The sequence below is a fragment of the Microcoleus sp. MON1_C1 genome (genome assembly GCF_036701945.1).
Classification (GTDB): Bacteria; Cyanobacteriota; Cyanobacteriia; order Cyanobacteriales; family Microcoleaceae; genus Microcoleus.
This window is the reverse complement of the sequence record NZ_JAUBRO010000022.1, coordinates 74,302-99,791: the sequence shown is the minus strand read 5'-3', so window position 1 is coordinate 99,791 and position 25,490 is coordinate 74,302. Positions and strand designations below refer to the sequence as shown.

Genomic DNA, 25,490 nt, shown 5'->3' with positions numbered 1-25,490 from the left:
CGGACTTGTCGGAGTTGTCGGAGTCGGAGTCGGACTTGTCGGAGTTGTCGGAGTCGGAGTCGGACTTGTCGGAGTTGTCGGAGTCGGAGTCGGACTTGTCGGAGTTGGTGTTGCCGCAGTTGGAGTCCGTGTTACCGGAGTTGGAGTTGGAATAGAGAGAATGTCACTACCAAGCAGGTTGCCGACGTTTAGGAAGCGGCCGCTACCAGGCAAGTAAAAGTCTTCAATGGTCAAATCAAGTCTTGGTTCTATCTTGCCGTCAGCATTCAAGTCGATCCGCAAATCGTTACCTTTTCTGGCAATCCCGTTCTGCCCTACTGCGAGGGTTGTTGTCAGGGTGGCGTTGTTGAGGATTAAATTATTGGCGGCGCCACCAACATTTTTAATTTTGCTGCCTGCGGCTGTCGTGGCATCTAGGATGTAAGTAGTATCTCCAATGAATCCCACTAGGGAGTCGCTACCGCCGCCGCCGATGAGGGTGTCAGGGGAGGCGACGACACCCTCGTTGCCACGGGAGGCGACGAGGGTGTCGTTGCCGCGGCCGCCGGAGAGGGTGTTGGGTGCTTCGTTGCCGACTATTGAGTCATTTCCTTCGCCAGCAAAGGCATTTTCGATGATGCTGCCGGGGGCGATGGTGAGAGTTTGAGGACCGAGTTTGTTAAGCCCTGTAACATCGCGGCCGGGCACGGTACTGGTTGAACCGGGAGTCAGGTTGACGATAACGTCGTCAGTAATGGCCGCAACGTTGATGATGTCGTTGCCGCCATCAGTGTCGCTGAGAGTTTTGCGAGTAGCATCGCTGAAACTGGCGAACTCGTTGGTGTAAATGTAGGTGTTGTCGTTAATTAAGTCGTCGCCGTACAGCCGCAAAGTTGCGCCTTTGAGTTTGCCACTATTGTTGCCACTGGTATTTTTGGGGTCGGGAGTGGCGCTATTATCTGAAATGTTCAGCGTCCAATCGCCAAGGCCTGTTTCTCCCCAGTGGCGGGCGCTGCTGAAGGTGTAGTTGAGGGTTGTGCCTTTGAAACCTAAGTCTTCTTTTCCAGTATTGCCACCCTGGTTGTAATAAGGGACACGATCGAGAATGATACTCTCGGTTTTGTCGGGAGATGTCAGCTTGACTACTAAGTCTTGAAATTGACCGTGCTCGATATTCAAGTCTAGTTCGAGCTTGTCGATGTTGATGCCTTGATTAATTGTGAAGGTTTGATTGATCCCTGCGGGATTATTGTCGGGGATATCTACTCCGGATTCTGGCAGGGTCAAATTGACAAGTTGAGATTTCTCATTTGCGGCAGTTGCCGCTTCATTTTTGGCAGTTCCAGATCGAAATTGCCAAGTTTCAGCCAAACGCACTGCTGCTGTGGCATCGACTAATCCGAAGCCGTAATCGTGATTGACGTGGAGTCCGCCGCCGTTCCAGTTTTTAGCACCGTTGAATTTCCATGTGTCTTTACCGATGATTTTGTCAGCTTTCTCGTTATTCGGGTCATTTTTTCGGGCTGAATAAGCCAGGATTTCCTGAACGTCGCGGTAGCCGAGTTTGGGATTGGCTTGCAGGATTAAGGCTGCAACTCCCGAAACCATCGGCGCCGCTGATGATGTGCCGTTAAAGCGGCTGGTGTAGTTAAGGCTTTCAAAATCCTCCAGGAATTTCGATCCTAACGGCAAAATGGTCACATTTTTGTCTGTGTTCTTGCCCTCATTTCCGGTACGATCGACTGTGGCAATACTTCCTCCCTCGCCGAAGGCTGAGACAAGCAGCGGCGCACCGGGATTGCTGTATGAGGCAACAACTCCGTTTTGGTCGATCGCTGCTACGGCAATTACATAGCGGCTGTTCTCGTAATCGCCCGAGTTGACATTTTTCCCCCGCTGTTGTGCTCCTGGTGTCAGGTTTGGGTTAACCTCTGTACGCTCGTTTCCCCCAGCCCAGGCAAATACTGTGCCTAACCCAGCGCGGCCTTTGGTGACAGCGTTTTTGATGTCTGCAACGTCGTCTCTATTGAGCTCAAAGTGTCTCGTCGCGCCCCAGCTATTGTTGGAAACGTCGAATTTCTCTTGCGCCTGTAAACTGGCAATGGTTTGGCCACCCGTAAGAAATTTATAACCGGCGATCGTTGCTTCATAAGCCACACCCACTGTACCGAGATTGTTTCTTCTAGCTGCGATAATGCCAGCTACAAGCGTACCGTGATTGTCATTAGCCCTCGCTGGAAAGGGGCCCCCTAAGCTGTCTGGCAGGGAAAGCGATTTATCGAAGTTGCCTGCAAAATCTTCGTGGTTGCCGTCAACACCATCATCAATGACGCCTACTTTGATGCCTTTGCCCGTATACTGCGGCCACAGGGGGAGTACATTCAGGTCGATGCCGGGAGTACCTTTGATTGATCTGAAATTGTGTTCTACTTTCTGTCCTTTGTTGAGCAGCCACCACTGATCTTTGGCTAGAGTATCTTTTAAGTCGTCCGGCAATCTGGATGTATCAGTCATAACAAGGCTCTCTGGATAATTTTCTTAACTGCTTCTGAAAGCGATTGGGTCTGAGGAGAGGGCAATCTCATCTTTTAGCTGACGATCCGCATCCCTCCTGAGATATATTTTGTCACAGAGCCCTGGCGAGGGTTCAAGTAATTTACCGGAAATAGAAATTACCTGTTACAGTTCACAAATATCCAACTGCATATAGAACCCAAGCGATCGCGGCTTGACTTTCGCTATCTCTATTATTTCTTGCCGTGGCTGTTTGTATAAGTCGGAAAAGTCGGATCTTCCAGTCGGATAAGTCGGATCTTTGGCGATGAGGGCGGTTGAGGGTTGACTTTTGAGGGTTGTTGTGCGACAGGAATTGAAGAGGCCTTCAGGGGCGAAAGAATCTTCAGCAAAGTGAGTCTCAACAAATCAGGGAAGTAGTTCTTCGGTACTTGTTATGGTAAATCGACTGCTGTGAGCTCTTCGACTGCTTGCGAGCGATCGCAATATCTCAAATGGGTTCTATAAACATATAGAATTAATCTGCGTTAATCTGCGTGAACCTCCGGTTAAAAATTAGTTATATTTTGCCAAGTCGAACGATTTTTCGCTAAAGTGCGATCGAGCAGACAATTCTCAGGTCATCTACGCTATTTATGCCGTACATTACTATCCCTAAACAATTTAGGGAACCTTCCAGGGTCATCAAATCTCAACTTTTTTTACGACCAAAACGCCTAGCCATTTTTGAAGCTTGTCTGATCGGTTTAATTTCCGGACTGGCAGGCGTTTTGCTAAAGTCAGGAGTCGGATGGCTAGGCAGTTGGCGAGTTGCTACCTCGACATTAATCCCAGCTTGGATATTACTGCCCAGCGTCGGTTTATGTGGCGGGTTGCTGACAGGTTTCTTGGTTGAGCGTTTTGCTCCCGAAACTGCAGGCAGTGGCATTCCTCACGTCAAAGCTGCTCTGGGCGGTGTCAATCTTGCCTTAGATTTGCGAGTAGCGGTCGCCAAACTTCTGACCACTATTTTAGCCGTTGGTTCCGGTTTAACTTTAGGCAGGCAAGGCCCAACTGTGCAAATAGGAGCATCTTTGGCCGGCTGGATAGGTCACTTGATGCCTACTTCCCCAGACTACCGCCGACAATTGATTGCTTGCGGTGCTGCTGCGGGATTGGCTGCGGGTTTCAATGCTCCGATTGCAGGAGTTTTGTTTGTAGTTGAAGAACTGTTGTATGACGTTTCGGGATTGACTTTAGGGACTGCAATTATCGCTTCATTTATCGGTGCAGTTGTCTCGCAGCTTTTGGGTGGCGATAGTTTGAGTTTGAACCTTCGCGAGTACCAAACCAGTTTTGATGCTCAGGAAATCCCGTTCTACATACTATTAGGAGTTTTAGCGGGATTGCTGGGAGCTTTGTTCACCAAAGGGATTATTGCTAGCTTGCAATTTAACAGGCGAACGCTCAAATTAGCCTTACCAGTGCGAATTGCTATAGCTGGCGTAATCTGCGGTTTAGTAATAGGTTTTCTCCCAGAAACTTTCCGCGATAATACGGGTTTACGGGAGTTTATGCTGACCGGTGAAGCAAGCGGGATAACGAGTTTAATTGCTTTTATAGCTCACTTTTTTCTAACAATTATTTCCTCGGCTTCTGGGGCTCCGGGAGGATTGTTTTCCCCTTCGCTAGTTATGGGTTCTGCACTAGGTCACATGGTGGGCATTGTGCAGGCAGATTCCCTGGGCGTCGGTTTGCCGGTAACTTACGCTTTGGCGGGAATGGGAGCATTTTTTTGCGCGGTTACTAGAGCGCCGATTACTGCGGTAGTAATTGTGTTTGAAATTACGGCGGATTTCAAATTAGTGCTGCCTTTGATGATCTGTTGTGTAGTTGCTTATTTAATGGCAGAAAAGGTAGAGAGTGGCTCGCTGTACACTCACCTTTTGGAGTTTAACGGCATTCAACTGACAAAAACAAAAGCTGCGAGCAATACTTTGAGCGACTTGTACGCAGAGGACGTGATGCAGCGCCGAGTTGAAACTCTTTCGAGTTTGCTGACTTTCGATGAAGTGATCCAGGCATTTTCGCGATCGCACCACCGAGGATTTCCCGTCGTTGAAGATGGCAAATTAGTCGGAATTGTCAGTCAAACCGATTTGGCAAATGCCAGCGAACGCAATTTTTCTGGAAAGTCGCTGCTCAAAGAATTTATGACTGTACAGCCGATCGCAGTCAAAGCAAAGGATACTTTAAGCGAGGTATTGTACAGGCTCAACAACTACAATATCAGCCGCTTGCCAGTCGTAGAAGGTCGGCGTTTGGTGGGAATTATTACCCGCAGCGACATTATCCGAGTTGAATCCGATCGCCTCAGCGGAGAAACAACCCAGGGCCCGCATCCAGAACCTTCCTATGTTGTCTATCAAACCAGAGCTCCGCAAGTCGGAAACGGCCGCTTATTAGTGCCGCTTTCCAACCCCCAAACAGCACCCGCTTTGCTGCGGCTGGCGGCCGCGATCGCGCGCGATCGTAATTACGAATTAGAATGCCTGCAAATCATCTTAGTACCGCGCAACAGTTCCCCCTCAGAAACCGCAGTCCGGACAACAAAAAGCCGCCGCCTGCTGCAACAAGCCGAGCGAATTATTCGCAATTTGAACTTGCCTGTACACACCCAAATACGGGTAGCTCATGACGTGCCTCACGCGATTTTAGAAACAATTAAGGATCGACATATCGATTTAATTTTGATGGGATGGCAAGGCGAAACATCCACCAGGGGACGCATTTTTGGTGATGTGGTCGATACCGTTATTCGGCAAGCCGGCTGCGAGGTTATTTTGGTTAAATGGAGCGAAAAAATATTAGCAACCCGCAAGAAAAATGAGCTTGCCGCCGCTCTTAGCGGGCGGAAATATGCGTCTATAGAATGGGACTTAAATGCCGAAGGAGTTGACGGCGCAGATCATCCCACGGCGAGATCCTCAGATTCATCAGCGACTCCTGACACTGAACTTTCCCCGCCGAATTCAGACATTCCAGGGCCAGAATTGGGACTGCACACGCTGATGGGTTTGCACCGCTGGTTGGTGCCTATTCGTGGCGGTTACAAGCAAGCTGCGGCTTTGCGGCTGCTACCTGCTTTAGTGGCTGCGAGTGCTGTACCGGAGATTAAATTGTGTCAGGTTCACCAGCCTTCTGGTGCAGAACCCGATCGCGGTGAATTAAAGCAAGCGGCGGAGTTTATCAAGCGCAGGGTTAGCTGTTCGATAATAGCAACTTCGGTTTGCGCTAAATCGGTTTCTGATGCTTTAATTGATTTGGCTCAGAACGATCAGTGCGATGCGATCGTCCTGGGAGCGAGCCGCGAAGGGCTGCTGAAGCAGGTGATTCACGGGAACATCCCGGAAGCTGTGGCGCGCGGGTGCGACTGTACAGTCATTTTAGTGCGCTCGGCCAATTAGTCATTAGTTAGTTGTTATTTTTTATTTATTAATTTTTATGGTGGTATTTTAGTGTTCTAGTCTTGTTCCCAGGCTCGGCTTGGGAATACATACCCGGAGGCTTTGTCTCCAATAACTAATAAGTAATAACCAATAAATATGGTTCACTTTAACGTTGGTTTTCAACACTTTAACTCCTTCGCTGATATTACGCTATCCCTGGCACAAACTTTAGACAAAATGGGAATTCCCATTTCTGTCGAACCTTCAACAATTGCCTCTCAGATCTGCGATAATTCCACAACCGAACAAAACCACCTGCTAGAAAAGTGGATGAACACCGCACCATCAGACTTATTCCAGATAAAATGGTCTCATTACTGGAAACCTTATTTTTTAAAAGAGCTCAAGGGACATCTCAATTTAGAACTTTTTGCTATCAATTACGAATTCGCCAAAAATACTGATGATTATGATTACTGGATTTACGATGCTGTCAATAATTTATCTCACAAACTAGCCGTCAGCCAATATTCTAAAAACGTTTTAATAAAAGCTGGATGTCCGCCTGACAAAGTATCAGTCATGCCTCTAGGTTTCAATCCTTTAATCTCGCAACTCTATTTTCCCAGACCGCCAAAAAACCAAAAAGATGTAAAGTATATTCTGCACATGACCAATTCTGTTGATTTGTATAGATTTGGCACGGATCTCGCCATTCAAGCTTTTTGGGAAGAGTTTAGAAATGATTCTAAGGTAGAGTTAATAATCAAAGATGGCGGAAAACATCCAGATGTTATAGCCGAACATCTCGTAAATATCGAAAAACAATTCGGCAAGTTCAAGTCAAGAATTCGGATAATGCCTAAATTTTGTAATAAAGCAGAACTAGCTGATTTATACTTGTCAGCCGATGCTTTTTTAGCTCCCTTTCGCGGCGAGGGTTTTGCGATTAAAATTTTGGATGCCTTTGCTGCGGGTTTACCTGTCGCTATGACTATGTATGGCGGCCCGACTGAGTACGCCAATGCTGATAACTGCTATCCCATTGCTTACGAGCTCATTCCCATAGGAAAGTGTTACGATACTCAGTATCTAAAAATTACAAATGCTCCTCATTGGGCCGAGCCAAACGTTCAGTCTGTTCGCCAGCAGTTACGAAAAATTGTTGAAGACCCGATGCGTTTTCAGGTAGCTCAAAAAGCTAGAGAGACGGCGGATTTATTTAATTGGGAAGCTGCCGCTCAAAAATTGCTAAGATTAATGCGAAAGTTGTTTTAGGAGCAGAAATTATGGGACTCGAACGCAAAATGTTTAGGGGAATGTTTTCGCCGGGGGAAATGGTACGATTGAAACAGCCTTGTTTTACTCCCGGGCGATTGTTTGAGCCAGGAAAATATAACGCTGATGAGTTGCCGGATATCGCTTTTGATATGGGTTTGGTAGACCACTTGCCACCAGTCAAAGGCAACAGTTCAGAAAATCTCAATACCCAGAACCCGCCAGCTCAAAACCTTGAGGACTAAACTCCCATTTGCAGTAAGGACTTCAGTCCTGAAAATCCCCGTTTGTAGTAAGGACTTCAGTCCTGAAAAATAAAATAATCAAAGACTCAAGTCCTGACTGCAAAAAAGATAAAGCCAATTTAACCATTTTGCTCTATCTGGGCAATTAACTCTGTCAAAACTTTGCTAGCTTTATCATTCTCAATCTGACAAGTTCCGGCATTCTGGTGTCCGCCGCCACCATATCTTAACATTAACTCCCCAATATTAGTTTTAGAAGTTTTGTTAAAGATTGACTTGCCAACTGCGAAAACAGTATTTTGTTGTTTCAGTCCCCACAGTACGTGAATCGATATATTGCATTCGGGGAACAAAGCATAAATTACAAAACGATTCCCCGCATAAATCACCTCTTCGTTACGCAAATCCAAAACAACTAACTTATTATATACTTGGGCGCAGCGCTGTATTTGCTCTTTAAATTTTTCTTCTTGATCGAAGTAGAGGTCTACTCTTTCTTTCACATCAGGAAGCTGCAATATTTCATTGATGGTATGATTTTTGCAGTAATCGATTAACTGCATCATTAACTGATAATTGGAAACTGTAAAGTCTTTAAACCTTCCCAACCCCGTTCTGGCGTCCATTATGAAGTTTAACAGCACCCATTCTTGCGGATGCAGAACCTCTTCTTGGGCAAATTGAGCGGAATCTGATTTGTCAACGGCCGCCATCATCGCCTCAGAAATATCAGGAAACTTTGCTTTGCCTCCATAATATTGGTACAGTACCCTAGCTGCAGAAGCTGCATAGGGATCGATGATGTGGTTAATTTTGATTTTCTCGTGTCTGAGAGTTTCGCTGAAATGGTGATCGAAAGCTAGATGAACTCCCTCAACATAGGGTAAATTGGTGCTAATATCGTTATTTGTTATTGCGATTTTTCCATCCTGCATATCTTTAGGATGCACGAATTTAATCTCGTCGATCATATCGAGTTCTTTGAGCAAAACGGCACAGACAAGACCGTCAAAATCGCTGCGGGTGACTAATCTGTATTTTTTAGTGAGTGGCATATGCTTATGTGATGCGGAGGAACTGATCACCAGCTAATATAACGTATTACCCGATCGCTTTCCAATATGAACGCTGACCCTTACGCTTGGATAGACAAGTCCCTGGACACAGTTCGCCGCGCCCATTGGTATCGATCGCCACAATCGATCGATAGTTGCCCCGGGCCTGTGGTAAAGTTAGCAAGCCACAGGCTGATTAACTTTGCCAGCAACGATTATCTGGGACTTGCCGGCGATGACAGGTTAATTCAAGCTGCTATGGCTGCAACTAAGGAATTTGGTACGGGTGCGACGGGTTCGAGGTTGGTCAGCGGACACCGCGATTTGCACCGACAGCTAGAACAAGCTATTGCTAATTTAAAACAAACTGAAGATGCTTTAGTCTTCAGTTCGGGATATTTGGCGAATCTAGGGGCGATCGCATCCGTTGTCGGCAAGCGCGATTTGATATTATCTGACAAGTACAACCATTCGAGCCTGAAAAACGGAGCCACACTCAGTGGTGCAACTGCCCTAGAGTACAATCACTGCAATCTTGAGGATTTAAAGGCCAAGCTAGAGCAAAATCGCGCAAGATACCGCAAGTGTTTAATTATTACCGATAGCGTCTTTAGCATGGATGGGGACTTGTGTCCGCTACCGCAGTTGTTGGCTGTGGCCGACACCTTTAACTGCATGGTATTAGTAGATGAAGCTCACGCTACAGGAGTTTTCGGTGCTAGCGGTGCCGGTTGTGCAGAACATTTCGGGTGTACGGGAACACCACTGATTCAAGTGGGGACACTCAGCAAAGCTTTGGGAAGTTTGGGCGGTTACGTTGCGGGCTCTGCTGCTTTAATTGATTTTCTGCGTAATCGAGCTGCGACTTGGATTTATACTACGGCATTGACGCCTGCTGATGCGGCGGCTGCTTTGGAAGCTGTGAGGATTGTACAGCAAGAACCAGAACGCCGAGTTCGGTTGCAACAAAATATCGAAACTTTCAAATATTGCGCGATTACCAATCACCAATTACCAATTAGCAATTCCCTCTCCCCAATTTTCAGTCTTCCGTTAAAAGATGCAGCGGCAGCTTTAACAGTAGGGAGCAAACTCAAGGACATGGGTATTTTTGCTCCGGCGATTCGGCCTCCGACTGTAAGTGTCAGTCGAATTCGGATTTCGCTGATGGCAACTCACGAGCTCGCACACATTCAGCAGTTGGTAGAGGCGCTGAAGGAAGTTTTGAGTTTTGAGTAAATGTTGGGTACGCCATAAGTACCTTACCCTTTGAGTAAATGTTGTGAGACGGGGAGAATTTCTACTTCTGCCTTCTGCCTTTTGCTGCTCTAGCCTTCTGCTGCTCTAGCTTTCTGCTTTCTGCTGCTCTAGGCTTCTGCCTTTTTTTTGATTGTCAAGATATCGCTATTGACTTATGGCCAATCTTATACATTAGTTTGCGCGATCGGTCAATAACTGTAAATTTTTTGTAAATTTAGATACTTTTTGAAATTTAGCGCTATATTATAGAAGTAGCGGGTACACCAAATTTTATATAAGGAACGTCCACCATGAACACAAATCGTCAAAACGTAAAAAAAGTAGCAGAAACCCACCGCGCTAACATTCACAAGCAACTGATACACCGCATAGAAGTAGCGAGATCCAGTGGGAACCAAGATTTGGTTCGGGTGCTGGAAGAGGAAATGAGACAGCTTTAAAGAAGCTGCAACTAGAATTTGCCCGTAGTTTGGTTTAGAGGGTTGTGCGAGAAATGCAGAATTCCGCCAACCGCTACCTGTTAACTTTTGACTCCTCTCTTAGTTGGTACAAAAAACCCCGGTTTCTTCAAGAAACCGGGGTTTTTTATTGAGAAGGAAGAAGAAAGAAGGAAGAGGGAACAGTCCTCGACGCACAAAGTCTATCTGTAGGGTGCGCCTCGGCGCACAGAGACTCTACCAATAGCAGATTAAACCATTTTTTGAGTAAGTTATGAAGTCAGAAGGAAGAGAGAAGAAGGAAGAACAGGAGTTACGCTGCATTCCTGTTATTTTTACACTATCTGTAGTAGTAAAGTGCGCCTCGGCGCACCCTACTAATAACTAACGAAACTGGCACATGGTGAGGGCGTGTTCACGCCCTCACCCATCACCTTAACCAGTCCGGAGCACTAAAAAGTTGACAGTCGCGACTAACGACTAAACTCAATAATAAGCGCACCAATAACGTACACTAATGTGTGTGCTATTGGTTGGAAAATTGAGCAATTTCCTAGGGAACTCAAGCAATTAACAGGGAGAGAATCTTGCCACTCCCGTCAAGCTAGAATTCAAACAAATCATATTGCTTGTCATGAACTTGTGTGGCTTAGGCGCTCAAAAGTTTAGCCGATAAAAATGGCAAAACAATAGATCAAATTAAACACGGGCTGCTATTAAGTTATTTAATTGAGCAACTAAAACTTCTTGTTCGATGTTTATTGTATAATTTTTTGGTGCTGGTACACCGAGCTGTGACAGTTGCGTAAGTCCTGGTAATATGGAAGATCCATTGAGATAGATTTTCAGGGTGGATTGGGAAAGGCAGCTTTACCAAAATTTAAAATTAGCAAAAATGCTTAACAGAAATAAGTTAAAAGCTATAAAGCTGAACATCAGGGTCGCGACAGCAAAATCCCCAAAATAATAGGTAAAATTGATGGCGACAGACATCCGACACCAGCCGGAAAACGGCTACTACTCAGAACCAACTCAGCCTTCCCCAACAGAAAATCTTAGTAGGCGATCGCCCATGCGCCTCCAGAGAAGCCTGAGTTCTATTGAAACCTGGGGCTTTGGCCTGAGCGGTCATATCGCATGGGTAACAATTGCACCACCAATGTACGCCGCTCTGGGCCCAAATGCAATTTTCGTCTGGCTGCCCGCCGTGCTGTTAGGAGTAATCCTGAACCTGCAAGTGAAACGCCTAGGGGAACATTGGCCAGAAATGTCCGGAGGAACACCCAACTATATCACCAGGCTACTGAGGAACTATCCCTCTCTGGGTCGCTATGCGGCATTCGCTTACTTCCTGAGTTGGGTAGTATATCCATCAGTGAATGCGATCGTCATCACAGACCTCATCCAAGCTAACCTGGAACCCTTGGGCATTCCGTGTCCCAGAACAATTCTCATAGTTGGATTCACACTGATCGCTTATATTGTGGCATTTAGCGGCACTCGCGCTCTAGGAATACTGCACGCATTTTTCGTGTTCCCAGCAATTGGATTTCTACTGGTGTTTGGCATTCAAGGGATGGGATGGTTAGCTTTATCTCCAGAGAGTCCCGGACTTTTCCCCAGCAGTTGGCCAACCTTAACCTTTGTGGACTGGGCTAAGTGGTCGTGCTTCGCGATCTACGCTACTTGCGCCTGCGAAACAGCTTCTTCCTTTGTCGCCGACAGCCGTCGTCCCAGTGAAACTTTGCGGTTTCTGAACTTAGCTGCTGCACTAATTGTTCCCATATTTCTAGCCAACTCCTGGGTACTGATGCGCTTAGCCACCACTGAAGGACTGGGGGAAGACTCATTTAAGAATTTATTAGCAGCCGCCGTACCATTTTGGGGCCCGTCAGCTTCATTAATCGTGACACTGTTGCTGGCTTCAAGCTGTTTTCTAGCTTGCGCCACTGCGGTTTCTAACTCTCCCCGAATGTTGTACCAACTCGCTTTAGATGGATATGTTGCACCCGTGTTTGCGATCGTTTCCCGACGAGGTGTTCTGCAACCGGGCTTGATATTTTGCGTTTTAATTAATTTGATCGCTTTACTTTGGATAGATATAACTCGGCTATTGGTGATTGGTTCTGTTGGCTTCGTCGTAATGTTGATGTCACTCAATCTCGGACTCTGGCTGCGGCGAGGCTCTCCAGAAGTGCGATGGCCTTGGTTGGCATTAGGCTTCTTGATGTTTGATGGTGTGGTGTTGCTGGTTGGAGGCTTAGCTTGGAGTCGGGAAGATGTGCTGATTGGGTTCCTGTTTCCTGGGGTTGTTTTCGTAGTGGATGCGGCTATCCGTCGCATTCCCTTTGCACCGTTTCATCCAGAGTGGTGGATTCAGTGTTATCGGCAACAGCGCAAGAGCTTGATACCAGATTTTGTGGCGTTTCAGGTTGTAGTCGTGATTTTACTGATTTCTAGCGCCGCTACGGTCGGCTGGTTGTTTGGTATCCCCTTAGAGGCTAACTCAAGTCTTGCCTCTAATCTTTTGGTAGTGCTAGTGTTGAGTATCACCTTTGTCGGGGTAGCCGTTGCCTGCTGGACGAGCTTACCCCAAGTCGTCTTAATGGACGAGGCACGAGAGGGAGCAGAACAGCTTTTTACCATTGCCCTAGATGCTATTGTAGTGCTGGATGGAAAAGGTGTAATTCGTCAGACTAATCCCGCTGCTGAAAGCCTCTTCGGAATAGATATTACAAGGCTAATTGGGTCTTACCTGAACAAATTACTACCCGGATTAGCGGCTCACCCAGATCAGTGGCTCAGTCGCAGCGAACACACCCTCAACTTACCCGATGGAAACTCGCGCATCCTGGAAGTTGCTATCTCAAACCGATTCTCTCAACAAGCTTCTCTTTCCAATCAGGATCTCCAAGAATATGTGGCGATCGTGCGCGATATCACCGATCGCAAGCAAGCCCAAGAAGCACTGCAAAAAGCTAATGAGGAACTAGAAATCAAAGTTGAGGAGCGTACATCTGAACTCACCCATACTGTGCAGCAATTGCAAAATGAGATTGAAGAGCGCCAGCGGGTAGAAGCAAATCTCAGAGCTATGCAAAATCAAATTGTCGTGCAAGAAAAACTAGCTTCTCTGGGTAGTTTAACAGCAGGCATTGCCCACGAAATCAGAAACCCATTAAACTTTGTCAACAATTTCTCAGAACTTTCTGCTGAATTAACCGAAGAACTGTTTGAAAAAATTGAAAATCAAGCAGAACGTTTAGATCCCGAAACCAGTGACGATATTGCCGAGCTATTAACCGATCTCACAGCTAATCTTAAAAAAATCAATCAACACGGTCAAAGAGCCGACAAAATCGTTGGTAATATGCTTTTGCATTCTCGCGGACAAAGCGGTCACTGGGAAGCTACAGATCTAAATAGTTTATTGGCTGAATATATCAATCTAGCCTATCACGGGATGCGAGCCAAGGAAGCTGCTTTTAACATTACCATAGAAACCGACTATGACAATGACATAGGCGAAGTAGAGGTCGTGCCACAAGACATCGGTCGGGTTTTTCTTAACATTATTAGCAATGCTTGCTATGCAACCTATAAAAAGAAACAAGAAATGGGCTCAGCATTTTCACCGCTGCTTGACGTGAGAACTCGAAATCTTGGTGACGCGATTGAAATCCGCATTCGCGATAATGGCTCAGGTATAAAACCCGAGGTACTCGATAAAATTTTCAATCCCTTTTTTACTACAAAACCACCAGCCGAAGGTACTGGTCTAGGTCTGTCTATCAGTCAGGATGTTATCGTCCAGCAACATCGCGGAGAACTAAAAGTCGAAACAGAAGTAGGAAAATACACAGAGTTTATAATCACCTTGCCCCAAAAAATAGCTGAAATAAAGGAGTTAAAAAAATGAAAGTAATGGTGGTAGACGACGAGGAAGATATTCAGTCACTGTTCAAGCAGAAATTTAGGAAAGAAATCAAAGCAGGGCAAATTCAATTTCATTTTTCCCTGTCCGCAGAGGCAGCTTTGAACTACTTAGAAAACCAGGATGAAGCGTCTATTGTCTTGATTTTATCGGATATTAATATGCCAGGAATGAATGGGATCGAACTGCTCAGGATTCTCAAAGAAAAGTTTCCCGATTTAAAAGTTTTTATGATTACGGCTTATGGAGATGAGAGAAATTACCAAACCGCAATGGCTTATGGAGCTGATGACTATATTACTAAGCCTGTTAATTTTGATACACTCAAAAATAAAATACTCAACTTGGAGTAAATTTACAAGGAAACATATTTAGTAATTGGTAATGAGTAATTGGTAATTGAAAGCAGTACCTCAGTCGAGTTAAAATGGCTCGATTGCATTTTCCTTCTGTTCTTCTGGAACGCTAAATCTTTATCATGAGTTTTAAGAGTTACTGAAAAATGAATATGTCAGCAAAAATAATGTTTGTGGATGATGAACCAGATTTAGAATCTCTACTTTCCCAGAGATTTAGGAAAAAAATCCGCGCCGAAAAATGGCAGCTTTTTTTTGCCCACAATGGCGTACAAGCGCTGGAGAAATTGAAAGAATACCCGGATCTAGATATAGTAGTGACCGACCTTAATATGCCTGAAATGGATGGCCTGACTTTACTCTCTAAACTTAATCAGATAAACCGCCCTTTCAAAACAATAGTTATATCAGCCTATGGCGACCTGAAAAATATAAGAAATGCGATGAACTTCGGTGCTTTTGACTTTCTAACCAAGCCTATAGATTTTCAGGATCTAGAAATTACCCTCAACAAAACGCTGCGCGAGGTGCAACAGGTAAAAGAAAATCAGCGCTTGCGGGAGTCAGAAGCTCGCGCTAGAGAACAAGCTCAGCATTTACAGAACTGTATGCAAGACCTAAAAAAGACCCAAGCTCAACTAATTCAGACTGCAAAAATGTCTTCTTTGGGTCAAGTGGTTGCGGGGATTGCCCACGAAATCAACAACCCCATCAACTTTATCTACGGCAATATCAGCCACGTCAGTGATTATATCCAAGACCTACTGAACCTGCTGCATCTCTATCAGCAGTACACCCCTCCCAATTCTGAGATTCAAGCTGAAATCGAAGCCATAGATTTGGAATTTCTGATAGCAGATTTACCTCAAATTATGGTGTCGATGAAAGGGGGCGTTAACCGCATTCAGAAGATTATTTTGTCTTTGCGTAACTTCTCCAGACTGGATGAAGCTAACATAAAGTCGGTTGACATTCACGAAGGGATAAAAAGCAGCCTGCTGATTTTGCATAATCGATTTCAAGCAAGGGCAGCGCGTCCAGAGATTCAAGTGATGGAGGAGTACAGCAATCTGCCTTTAGTGGAATGCTATGCCGGAGAACTCAACCAGGTGTTTATCAACATCCTTTCTAATGCGATTGATGCTTTGAATGAGTACAACAAACAACGGTCACTAGATAACCCCCCCGCTTGCCCCCTCGCCATTACTATTCGCACTTTTCTGCTAGAGGAAAAATCCCGTGTCGTCATTCAAATTCGGGACAATGGGCCGGGAATAACGGCAGAGGTGAAAGACCGTATTTTTGAACCATTTTTTACTACTAAGCCTGTAGGTGAGGGTACTGGTTTGGGTCTCTATATAAGCTACCAAATTGTACATGAGAAGCATGGGGGCGCATTGAACTGTTTTTCAGAGGTGGGGCAGGGAACAGAGTTCTGGATTGAAATTCCAATCAGACAAACTAGGGCGGCACTCAACCTTAGCTAATCCATCGACTTTTACCAAACTCAGAGCCTATTCCAGCCATCTGGTTGGCCCTTGTAGAAATCAGCCTTTTCATTACTCCTGAAATAATCTATAATAGGACGTAAAGTAGATAAAAATTACTCGGCGGATAAGTTAATGAATCCCAGGAGTTCAAAAAATGTCACCTACGACCGCACTGGCTCGCAATATGCCAGCTCAAATATTATTTGTGGATGACGAGCCTGATTTAGAATCTTTAATTTCCCAGAAATTTAGACAAAAGATCCGCACCGGAGAATACCAAGTTTTTTTTGCACACAATGGCGTAGAAGCGCTTTCAACGTTGCGAGAGCACCCGGATATAGATATTATCCTGACAGACATTAATATGCCAGTCATGGATGGTATGGCTTTGCTAGCGAAACTTAACGAGCTAGTTACTATGGTCAAAACAGTAGTTATATCTGCTTATGGCGATTTGGGGAATATCAGAAAGGCGATGAATGGCGGGGCCTTTGACTTTTTGATTAAGCCTATAAATTTTCAGGATTTAGAAATTACCATTAACAAAACTTTATGTCATGTGCAGCAGCTAAAGGAAAACGAGCGCGCCCGCCAAGAAAGAGAGGAGAAATTGCGGCAATCGGAAGCGCGAGAGCGAGAAAAAGCCATCCAACTAGAACTGGCCCTGCAAAATTTACAGCGCACCCAATCTCAGCTTATTCAGACTGAGAAAATGTCTAGCTTAGGACAACTAATTTCCGGGATTGCCCACGAAATTAATAATCCTGTTAACTTCATCTATGGGAACTTAACTTATGTCACGGATTACACTCATCAGCTATTGACTTTAATCACGCTTTACCAGCAGCACGATCCCCATAACTACCCGGAAATCGAAGCTTTAATTGAGCAAATAGAGCTGGAATTTATCAAAGACGATATGCCTAAAATGCTGTCTTCGATGAAATTGGGGGCAGAACGTATCCGTCAGATTGTGCTGACTTTGCGGAACTTCTCGCGCCTCGACGAAGCTGAGATGAAACCCGTTAATATTCACGAGGGAATCGACAGCTCTCTAGTAATTTTGCATAGTCAGCTCAAGGCTAAGCCGCATTCTTCGTCTATTGAAGTTATTAAAGAATACGGAGATTTGCCACAAATAGAATGTTATGCCTGTCAGTTGAATCAGGTATTTATGAATTTGCTAAGCAATGCCATTTATGCCTTGAATCACTATGAGAAAGAACGCAGCCCGGAGCAAATTAAAACCGAGCCTAGAACGATTACGATTGCTACTTCTCTGCTGAATCACCAGTGGGTAAGAATCAGTTTTAAAGATAATGGCCCGGGGATGACAAGCGATGTAATAAATCGGCTGTTTAATCCTTTTTTTACAACTAAACCTCTGGGTGATGGCACGGGCTTGGGATTATCGATCAGCTATCAGATTGTGGTGGAGAAGCACGGCGGAGATTTGAAGTGTTTTTCGCAGCCAGATCGAGGTGCAGAATTTGTGATTGAGATTCCGATTAGCCAGAATAATCGGATAGATATGAAGGCAACTTAAGGGGAATTAAAAAAAAAATCAACAAAGTCTGGTAAAGTCTACAATCGCGATCGCACTTCCCCACTTTCTCTGTAATTTATGAAGCCTCCCAAACACCGAACGACCTAGCTGAAGCCCTCTAGAGTAGATTTTGAATCAGTTGTCAACTTGTCAGTGTCTCGGACTGGTTAAGGTGAGGCGTGAGGGCGCGAGCACGCCTTCACCATGTGCCAGTTGCGTAAGTTTGGAACTAATAATTAATGACTAATGACTAATGATTATCTTCCTCCGACGACGACATTTTTAATCCGCAAATGGGGGCCGCCGACGCTTACGGGCAAACCGCTCTGACCGCCTTTACCGCAACCGCCGTAGGCATAAACCGAGTCGTTACCTATAGACTCAATATCCTTTAACGTCTGAAATACATTGCCACTTAAAGTGACATCGCTCACCGGTTCGGCCAATTTGCCGTCGCGAATCATGAACCCTTGAGCCGCCGCAAACGTAAACATTTCGCCGTTGGTTTGTCCTCCCAACATCCGCACTGCATAAACTCCTTCGTCAATGTCGGCAACCATTTCGTCAAAAGAATGTTCGCCAGACTCGATCGCAGTATTAGTCATCCGCACCAAAGGCATAAAAGTAGCGCTCAGAGCCCGGGCATTTCCCGTCGGACTTTCGCCCATTTTGCCCGCAGTCTCGCGATTGTGCATCCGAGCCGCTAAAACTCCATTTTTAATTAAATGCTTGCACTGAGCCGGCACGCCTTCGTCGTCGTATTTCAAAGTTCCCGGCAATCCCGGCACAGTTGCGTCGTCAATTACATTCAATTGTTCGATCGCCACAGGCTTGCCCAAAGTCAACAATTCCTGCATTTTTGGGTTTTCGTAAATGCCGTCTGCTTCCGACAAATGACCGAAAGCTTCGTGAATAAATACCCCCGACAAATAAGGGTCTAAAATCACCGGATACTGGCCGCCTTTCACCGATTTTGCCTCTAGTTGGCCCACAGCTCGAACGGCCGCACTTTTAACACGATCTTCAATATTTGTCAACACATCGTAATCCGATCGCGAGTGAATCGACTCAAACCCTTGGCGGACGACACCGCCCTCGCCGCGGGCGATCGCTCCGAAACGCCCGGTCACATCCAAGCGCTCTTGAGCGATGCAAGTACCTTGAGAATTCACAAAATAAGTAATCCCAAATCTGTCGCTGTAACCTGCCATTGTCGTCTGAATTCGCGGGTCATAATCTAACAGCAACTGATTGTAAGATTCGAGCAATTTCCGCTTTTCGGCTAGAGTAATAGAGCGCGGGTCGCGACCCAATTCCACCGCTACATAATCTTGAATCGGGGTGACATCTGCGAGTAGAGTTTTTTCGCTGCCAACCAAACGAGACTGCACTACAGCTTCTTCAATACGGTCTTTTAACTCATCTAAACCGTTAAAAGTTACAAAACTCCAGCCACCTTTGTGACAGGCGCGGATGCCGCCGGCGAGACTAAAACTGCGGTTGACAGCATCTAACTGAGGGCCGCGAAAACTAATCGCAGTTGACTCGCTTTGTTCGAGGCGAACTTCTAGATAATCTACGCGATCGCGGTAAGGTGCGATCGCTTCCATCAACTGTTCTTGCATCAAATTGCCCCTATGAATGATTGGCCGTAGCGCTGAAAAAAATTATTCCTAAACCTATTTTAGCTAATAACTCGCGTCTTTCGGGTGCGCGCTCCCCCCCCGGGTGTGGTACGGTATCGTGGCGCGCCCTACCCGAGCAAGGGCGAGTCAACCAATTTTAGATTTTAGATTTTAGATTTTAGATTTTAGATTTTAGATTGATATCGTCCTGAGCCTGCGAAGGAATGAATCCGGGGGCTTTTTAGGAAGGATGCAAAGCTTTTTAAAGTCTCCGTCCTGAGTCTGCGAAGGAATGAATACAGGGGCTTATGACCACATTACTTTCGCTCAGTCGATTGTAGATTTAAAACTTTTTCCATAGAATTAATCATGAGAGGCTTGCCGATCGCCGACGTTGGGCGGGCGTCCTAGAACACAACAAACTCCCGCCCGCTTGCGAAAAGCCCGGTATGCCGAAAATCTGGCATTGGCCTAGAGAAATCAAACTAAACTAAATCTATCTAAAGATCTAAAAAATATACCTTAACCGCCGGCAGATGGAATACTTTAAGGTGAAAAAATTCCAAATTTCACCGTATTTAGCAGCAATTTCGGCATCAATAGCAATTTTGGTCGGAGTTGGCATTTTAGATCGCTCAGAACAGCGGCGGTTTTTTCACTACAACCGCGCTAGCACCCTCGAACGCCTCAGCACAGTCCGTTCTAAGCTGGAAGGCGCTTTGAATTCCCGCGTGTTTTTGACGCGGGGTTTGGGGGCTTACCTTTCCAACAACCCAAACATCACTGAAGCCGAGTTTACAGCGACGGCGAGAATTCTGGTGGCACAGCAACCGGGCATCCGCGCCATAACTTTAGTTAAAGGCACGACGATCGCTTACATTTACCCACGGGAGGGAAATGAAGCGCTGATCGGGGTTGACTTGACGGCGCTACCCGCACAGCGGCAAATGGTCAAAGAGGTCATCAACACCAGAAAAACTTTGCTCGCCGGGCCCGTGAAATTATTGGAGGGGGACGAGACGTTCATCAGCCGATCGCCGATTTTTCTCACACCCTCCGGCGCCGAGCCTGAAACAGGAGTTTACTGGGGCTTGACAGGTTTGATCATCGACAAAAATTCCCTGATTGAGGAAGCAGGACTCAATGACTCCTCAGCGAAGCTGCAATACGCTCTGCGGGGCAAAGACGGGAAGGGAGCATCCGGCCCTGTGTTTTTTGGTGACGGGTCAATTTTTCAGCACAATCCCGTGCTGCTGGAAGTGACTTTGCCGCACGGTTCCTGGCAGTTGGCAGCAATTCCGGCGGGAGGATGGCCTGCACATTCGCCGTTTCGGGGGTGGCTGATCTTTGGAGGCGGCTTGCTGGCTGTTTTCAGCGGGGTAGTGGCGTTTAGCTGGGTATATGGCCCTGTGAAGCTGCAGGCAAGCGAAGCTAAGTACCGACAATTGGTTGAGAATGCTAACAGCATTATTGTGCAGTTAGACAGTGAAGGCAAAATTACTTTTTTTAATGAGTTTGCTGAAACTTTTTTCGGGTATTCAGAAGCAGAAATCATCGGCAAAAGTGCGATCGGGACAATTATACCGAAAACAGATTTATCAGAAAGTGACCTGGCGGCAATGATTCGAGACTCTTTGCCACTGCCGGAAAAATACTTCCAAAATGAAAACGAAAACATCCGCAGCAATGGAGAAAGGGTGTGGGTAGCGTGGACAAATAAACCTTTGCTAGATGCGGAGGGAAATTTGGCAGGGCTGCTTTGTATCGGGACGGATATTAGCGATCGCGTCTTAGCAGAAGCCGCGCTGCTTGAGAGCGAATCTCGCTATCGGGCAATTATTGAAGACCAAACCGAACTGATTTGCCGTTTCTTGCCGAGCGGAGTTTTGACTTTTGTCAACGATGCCTACTGCCGCTATTTCAATAAATCGCGATCGGATTTGGAGGGCCATACTTTTATGCCCTTGATGCCGGCAGAAGACCAAGAAATTATCAGCCGCAGTTTCAGCTCTCTAAGCCTACAAAACCCCGTCGTTACCTGTGAACACCGCGTCGTTCTCGAAACAGGGGAAACTCGCTGGCAGCAGTGGACGAATCGGGCGATTTTTGACAGTACGGGCAGCTTGATTGAGTGTCAAGGAGTAGGGCGCGACATTAGCGATCGCAAACAAGCTGAAATCGCCCTGCAAGCTTCTGAAGCAGAACTGCGGACTTTGTTTGCGGCAATGAACGACGTAATTTTGGTGATTGATATTGAAGGACGCTACCTGAAAATTGCCCCGACCAATCCCGGACTTTTATATAAACCGTCTCCAGAACTTGTCGGTCAAAAAATTAGCGACTTATTCTCTACAGAAATGGCAGAATCTTTTCTGGAGCAAATTCGCACCGCCCTCGCTACAAATCAAATCTGTACTTTTGAATATAACTTGGAAATTGGCAGCCTAAAAACGTGGTTTGCCGCTACCATCTCGCCCATGAAAGAAAACACGGTTTTGTGGGTGGCCCGCAACATTACAGAGCGCAAGCAAGCTGAAAATTGGTTAACGGGTCAAAAACAAATTTTAGAAATGATTGCTAAGGGTGCTTCTCTGGGCGATACTTTAAACACTTTAGTTCAAATTATCGAGCAGCAATCTAGAGATGTCCTGGGTTCGATATTGCTTCTAGCTCCAGATGGCAAACATTTACTACACGGAGCCGCGCCCAGTTTGCCCGAGAGTTACAATGCTGCTATTCATGGTATAGCCATCGGCCCGGATGTCGGTTCCTGCGGCACTGCTGCCTTTAGTCGCCAACAGGTAATCGTTACAGATATTGCCAGCGATCCTTTGTGGAAAAATTTTCGAGATTTAGCCTTGAGTTTTGGACTGAGAGCTTGCTTGTCTACTCCTATTTTCTCATATCAGGGTCAAGTTTTGGGAACTTTTGGAATGTATTATTCCCAACCGCGCCACCCTCATTTTTTTGAGCTGCAATTGATAGAGGCGATCGTAAACTTAGCAGGAATTGCGATCGAACGCAACCAGGCAGAAGAAAGTCTCAAACAGCTCAATCAAGAACTAGAAAATAGAGTCAAACAGAGAACTGCTCAATTGATGCAAACTGAAGAACGCTGGCAGTTAGCACTCAAAGGCAACAACGACGGCATTTGGGACTGGAACTTGCAAACAGGGGAACTATTCCTGTCCGATAGATTTAAGGAAATCACCGGATACGACGAACACAGCCCCATTCTCGATTACTTTGACGAATTGAACAAGGGCACGCATCCCGACGATTTAGCGTTAGTAATGCAAGCTCTCCAAGACCATTTAAACAAGAAAACGCCGCATTACATCGTCGAATACCGCTGCTGGTGCTACAACAGCGCCTACAAATGGATATTGAGTCGGGGACAAGCTTTGTGGGACGCATCTGGAAAAGCAGTCCGCATGGTTGGTTCAATTACTGACATTACGGAGCGCAAACAAGCAGAGGAAGCACTGCGGGAAAGCGAGGCAAGATTCCAAAAGCTGTCGCGTAATGTGCCGGGAATCATTTATCAATTTTTGTTGTGTCCAGATGGCTCTTTCTGTTTTCCTTACATAAGTGCTGCTTGCCGAGAACTTTTTGAGTTAGAACCAGAAGATGTTCTGCAAAATGCGGCTTTGGTAACAGATTTGATTCATCCCGAAGACCGCCAAAATTATGAGGAATCGGGTGCTATTTCTGCCCAGAATTTGCAACCTTGGCAGTGGCAAGGACGGATAGTGCTACCTTCAGGCAAGATTCGCTGGTTGCAGATAATGTCGCGTCCTGAAGCTAAAGAAAACTGCGATATTCTTTGGGACGGCATCGTCGTTGATGTTACCGATCGCAAACAAGCTGAATTAGCTTTGCAAGAAAGCCAGCAGTTCATTCAAAAAGTAGCATCAGCTACTCCAGGTATTTTGTATCTCTACGACTTAGAAGAACAGCGAAATATCTACACTAATACTTCCATGTTCGCGCTTCTGGGCTATACCAGCGACGAAATTAGAGGGATGGATGCGTCACTCATGCCTCAGTTAACACACCCCGAAGATTTGCCTAAAATTGTGAAACACCATGCCAGCTTTGCTGGAATTAAAGATGGCGAAATTAGGGAAATTGAGTACCGGATGCGATCCGCAGATGATCAATTTTTGTGGCTGCAAAGTCGGGATACTATTTTTAGCAGGAATCCTGAGGGTAAGGCTAAGGTAATAATTGGATTTTGCCAGGATATTACGACTCGCAAGCAAGCAGAAGAATCACTGCAGCAAAGCGAGGGACGAGAAAGAGAAAAAGCTCAAGATTTAGAGTCAGCGCTGCGGGAATTGCGCTCTACTCAAACTCAGCTCATCCAAACTGAAAAAATGTCTTCTTTAGGGCAATTAGTTGCAGGCATCGCTCACGAAATTAATAATCCCGTTAATTTCATTCACGCTAACATTGATTATCTCAACCAGTATACACAACAGTTGCTGGATCTGGTGACTCTTTACGAACAGGAGTATCCCGAACCAAATTCCAAAATTGTCGATCGCATTCAAGAGATAGATTTGGATTTCATGGCTGAGGATTTAAGAAAAGTTGTGGGTTCAATGCAGGTAGGAACCGAGCGCATCCGGCAAATTGTGTTGTCCCTCAGAAATTTCTCCCGGCTGGATGAATCCGCAATGAAGCCGGTAGATATTCACGTGGGAATTGAAAGCACTTTGTTAATTTTGCAGCACCGCTTGAAGAGTCGGGACAGCCGCCCGGAAATTGAAGTAATTAAGGAGTTTGGAAAACTGCCACTGGTGGAGTGCTATGCCAGCCAACTCAATCAGGTGTTTATGAATATTATTGCTAATGGAATTGATGCTATTGAAGAACGATATCACCAGTTATCGGTTCCACAATCCGAGACAAAGACTGGACGGATTGCTATTTCCACGGGTGTAACCTCCGAGAACACTGTTAGGGTAGAAATTTCGGACAACGGTACGGGCATTCCCGAGGGGATAGTCGATCGAATTTTTAACCCGTTTTTTACTACCAAAGCTGTGGGGAAAGGTACGGGGTTGGGAATGTCTATCGCGCACTCGATTGTGGTGGAAAAGCACAAGGGTAAGATTGAGTGCATTTCTTCCATAGGATGCGGAACGACTTTTAAGATTGAGATTCCGATTGACAAAGTTTATAAACAGTAGGGTGTACCAGTCGATTTGAGATTTGAGATTGACTCCACAGTGGTAGGGTTCACCCGTCTATGTGAGATTTGAGAGTGACTCCACAGTGCTAGTATGCGTCAGCAGTTGTTGATTTTCAGGGGCGCAGCGATAAGCTGACTCACCCTACAACTTAAAGACTAAAATAGACGGAAGCTGCGAATGAAGCGGTGTTGCATCAAACCTTTAATTGTATAAAAATTGACATGATGGGATTAATCCTGGAAGCGTTGCAAGCAATGGGACACAATGTCCGCTGGATGTCTTGGAATTTGTTTTTGGCTTTAGTACCGCTGGGCCTGAGTTTTTGGCTGTTTCGCAAACCTCGATCGCGCTGGCTGCTGTGGGGTACGGCCTTTCTCCTGGGCCTTACTTTTTTGCCCAGTACGCGCCATGTTTTGAACTATCTGAAGCACATTGTGCAAGATGTGGGCAAAACTTACGTTTTGGGCGCGATCGCGATTACGCTGACACTGATGGCTTTAGACATCTGGGTACTGCGGCAGCGCGGAGTTCGCTCTTTCCGCTGGTGGGGCGGTTTTTTCTGGTTTATCGCATTTTTGCCTAATGCGCCCTACGTTTTAACTGATATCATTCACCTGATTGAGCAGATTAAAGAGGGGAACTCGGTGTGGACTGTGACTCTAGCTTTGATCCCGCAGTATCTGGCGTTTATGCTGGTTGGGTGTGGGGCTTACGTGCTGTCGGTGATGAATTTGGGTTACTATTTGAAACAACAGGGTTGGAGTAGATTTATCCTGGCAACGGAGATAACTATACACGCACTTTCGGCGATCGGCATTTATTTAGGGCGATTTATCCGCTTCAACACTTGGGACATTCTTACTAATCCCGATGCGCTAGTTAACACAGTAATGAACGATTTGATAGGCAAGCGTCCGGTTTTAGTAATGGTTGTAACTTTTGTAGTAATTGCTGTTTTGTATTGGGTAATGAAACAAGTAATTTTAGGAATTAGCCAGCGATTTTACAGCAGCAAATTGCAGTCGGAGTTGTCCGGCGAAAGCGCCACTGCTTCTGATCCAATCGATTTTAGATTTTAGATTTGAGATTAAAGGATTGACTCCACCGATGAATCTAAGAGCTTGAACTAAGCTCCCAATTTT

Annotated in this window: 14 protein-coding genes; 11 read left to right on the top strand and 3 right to left on the bottom strand. The window is 45.8% G+C overall.

Annotated features, from left to right (window positions below; genetic code table 11):
* The coding region (locus tag QUA62_RS14605) for a S8 family serine peptidase (protein ID WP_333404923.1) at positions 1-2,493 on the bottom strand (2,493 nt) is incomplete at its 3' end.
* 635 nt (positions 2,494-3,128) lie between these two features.
* Between QUA62_RS14605 and QUA62_RS14600 the strand changes: the two genes are divergently transcribed.
* The 3 genes from QUA62_RS14600 (at position 3,129) to QUA62_RS14590 (ending at position 7,444) form a co-directional block, all read left to right on the top strand.
* Positions 3,129-5,939, top strand: a complete 2,811-nt coding sequence (locus QUA62_RS14600; protein WP_333404921.1) for a chloride channel protein — start codon at positions 3,129-3,131, stop codon at positions 5,937-5,939.
* 138 nt (positions 5,940-6,077) lie between these two features.
* A complete protein-coding gene (locus QUA62_RS14595) occupies positions 6,078-7,199 on the top strand; it encodes a glycosyltransferase family 4 protein (RefSeq protein ID WP_333404919.1) in 1,122 nt (373 codons plus the stop codon).
* An 11-nt stretch (positions 7,200-7,210) separates the two neighbouring features.
* Positions 7,211-7,444 carry a hypothetical protein gene (locus QUA62_RS14590; RefSeq protein WP_190662553.1) on the top strand — a complete coding sequence of 78 codons (234 nt, stop codon included), beginning with the start codon at positions 7,211-7,213 and terminating at the stop codon, positions 7,442-7,444.
* Between the two features lie 119 nt (positions 7,445-7,563).
* Here QUA62_RS14590 and QUA62_RS14585 read toward each other — a convergent pair whose 3' ends face one another.
* Positions 7,564-8,499: an exopolyphosphatase gene (locus QUA62_RS14585; RefSeq protein ID WP_333404917.1), complete on the bottom strand. Its 936-nt coding sequence runs from the start codon at positions 8,497-8,499 to the stop codon at positions 7,564-7,566.
* A 66-nt stretch (positions 8,500-8,565) separates the two neighbouring features.
* On the opposite strand from QUA62_RS14585, the gene bioF reads away from it, so the two are divergent.
* The 6 genes from bioF to QUA62_RS14555 all read left to right on the top strand — a co-directional run bounded on the left by bioF (position 8,566) and on the right by QUA62_RS14555 (position 17,522).
* Positions 8,566-9,738 carry an 8-amino-7-oxononanoate synthase gene (bioF, locus tag QUA62_RS14580; RefSeq protein WP_333404916.1) on the top strand — a complete coding sequence of 391 codons (1,173 nt, stop codon included), beginning with the start codon at positions 8,566-8,568 and terminating at the stop codon, positions 9,736-9,738.
* 311 nt (positions 9,739-10,049) lie between these two features.
* The gene (gene pirA / locus QUA62_RS14575; protein WP_006635290.1) at positions 10,050-10,199 is read left to right on the top strand and encodes an arginine synthesis PII-interacting regulator PirA; all 150 of its coding nucleotides are present in this window, start codon (positions 10,050-10,052) and stop codon (positions 10,197-10,199) included.
* 976 nt (positions 10,200-11,175) lie between these two features.
* On the top strand, positions 11,176-14,115 hold the full coding sequence (locus tag QUA62_RS14570) for an ATP-binding protein (RefSeq protein ID WP_333404914.1): 2,940 nt from the start codon (positions 11,176-11,178) through the stop codon (positions 14,113-14,115).
* Entirely contained in the window at positions 14,112-14,483 is a 372-nt protein-coding gene (locus tag QUA62_RS14565) for a response regulator (protein WP_333217287.1), read from the top strand. Before QUA62_RS14570 ends, QUA62_RS14565 begins: the two co-directional genes overlap by 4 nt.
* 155 nt (positions 14,484-14,638) lie before the next feature.
* A complete protein-coding gene (locus tag QUA62_RS14560) occupies positions 14,639-15,973 on the top strand; it encodes an ATP-binding protein (protein ID WP_333404912.1) in 1,335 nt (444 codons plus the stop codon).
* Between the two features lie 157 nt (positions 15,974-16,130).
* The gene (locus QUA62_RS14555; protein WP_333404910.1) at positions 16,131-17,522 is read left to right on the top strand and encodes an ATP-binding protein; all 1,392 of its coding nucleotides are present in this window, start codon (positions 16,131-16,133) and stop codon (positions 17,520-17,522) included.
* Between the two features lie 257 nt (positions 17,523-17,779).
* Here QUA62_RS14555 and QUA62_RS14550 read toward each other — a convergent pair whose 3' ends face one another.
* A complete protein-coding gene (locus tag QUA62_RS14550; RefSeq protein ID WP_333106075.1) occupies positions 17,780-19,147 on the bottom strand; it encodes a TldD/PmbA family protein in 1,368 nt (455 codons plus the stop codon).
* Between the two features lie 551 nt (positions 19,148-19,698).
* Here QUA62_RS14550 and QUA62_RS14545 point away from each other — a divergent pair.
* Both QUA62_RS14545 and QUA62_RS14540 read left to right on the top strand, forming a co-directional pair.
* The gene (locus QUA62_RS14545) at positions 19,699-24,345 is read left to right on the top strand and encodes a PAS domain S-box protein (protein WP_333404908.1); all 4,647 of its coding nucleotides are present in this window, start codon (positions 19,699-19,701) and stop codon (positions 24,343-24,345) included.
* Between the two features lie 224 nt (positions 24,346-24,569).
* Positions 24,570-25,427: a DUF1361 domain-containing protein gene (locus tag QUA62_RS14540; RefSeq protein WP_333404906.1), complete on the top strand. Its 858-nt coding sequence runs from the start codon at positions 24,570-24,572 to the stop codon at positions 25,425-25,427.
* Positions 25,428-25,490: the final 63 nt, after the last annotated feature.

Bases quoted from the DNA above. Each gene is read 5' to 3' on its own strand.
- QUA62_RS14540 (WP_333404906.1), top strand. From the start codon at position 24,570: ATGATGGGATTAATCCTGGAAGCGTTGCAAGCAATGGGACACAATGTC.
- pirA (WP_006635290.1), top strand. From the start codon at position 10,050: ATGAACACAAATCGTCAAAACGTAAAAAAAGTAGCAGAAACCCACCGC.
- QUA62_RS14585 (WP_333404917.1), bottom strand. From the start codon at position 8,499: ATGCCACTCACTAAAAAATACAGATTAGTCACCCGCAGCGATTTTGAC.
- QUA62_RS14550 (WP_333106075.1), bottom strand. From the start codon at position 19,147: ATGCAAGAACAGTTGATGGAAGCGATCGCACCTTACCGCGATCGCGTA.
- QUA62_RS14570 (WP_333404914.1), top strand. From the start codon at position 11,176: ATGGCGACAGACATCCGACACCAGCCGGAAAACGGCTACTACTCAGAA.
- QUA62_RS14595 (WP_333404919.1), top strand. From the start codon at position 6,078: ATGGTTCACTTTAACGTTGGTTTTCAACACTTTAACTCCTTCGCTGAT.
- QUA62_RS14590 (WP_190662553.1), top strand. From the start codon at position 7,211: ATGGGACTCGAACGCAAAATGTTTAGGGGAATGTTTTCGCCGGGGGAA.
- QUA62_RS14560 (WP_333404912.1), top strand. From the start codon at position 14,639: ATGTCAGCAAAAATAATGTTTGTGGATGATGAACCAGATTTAGAATCT.
- QUA62_RS14555 (WP_333404910.1), top strand. From the start codon at position 16,131: ATGTCACCTACGACCGCACTGGCTCGCAATATGCCAGCTCAAATATTA.
- bioF (WP_333404916.1), top strand. From the start codon at position 8,566: ATGAACGCTGACCCTTACGCTTGGATAGACAAGTCCCTGGACACAGTT.
- QUA62_RS14565 (WP_333217287.1), top strand. From the start codon at position 14,112: ATGAAAGTAATGGTGGTAGACGACGAGGAAGATATTCAGTCACTGTTC.
- QUA62_RS14600 (WP_333404921.1), top strand. From the start codon at position 3,129: ATGCCGTACATTACTATCCCTAAACAATTTAGGGAACCTTCCAGGGTC.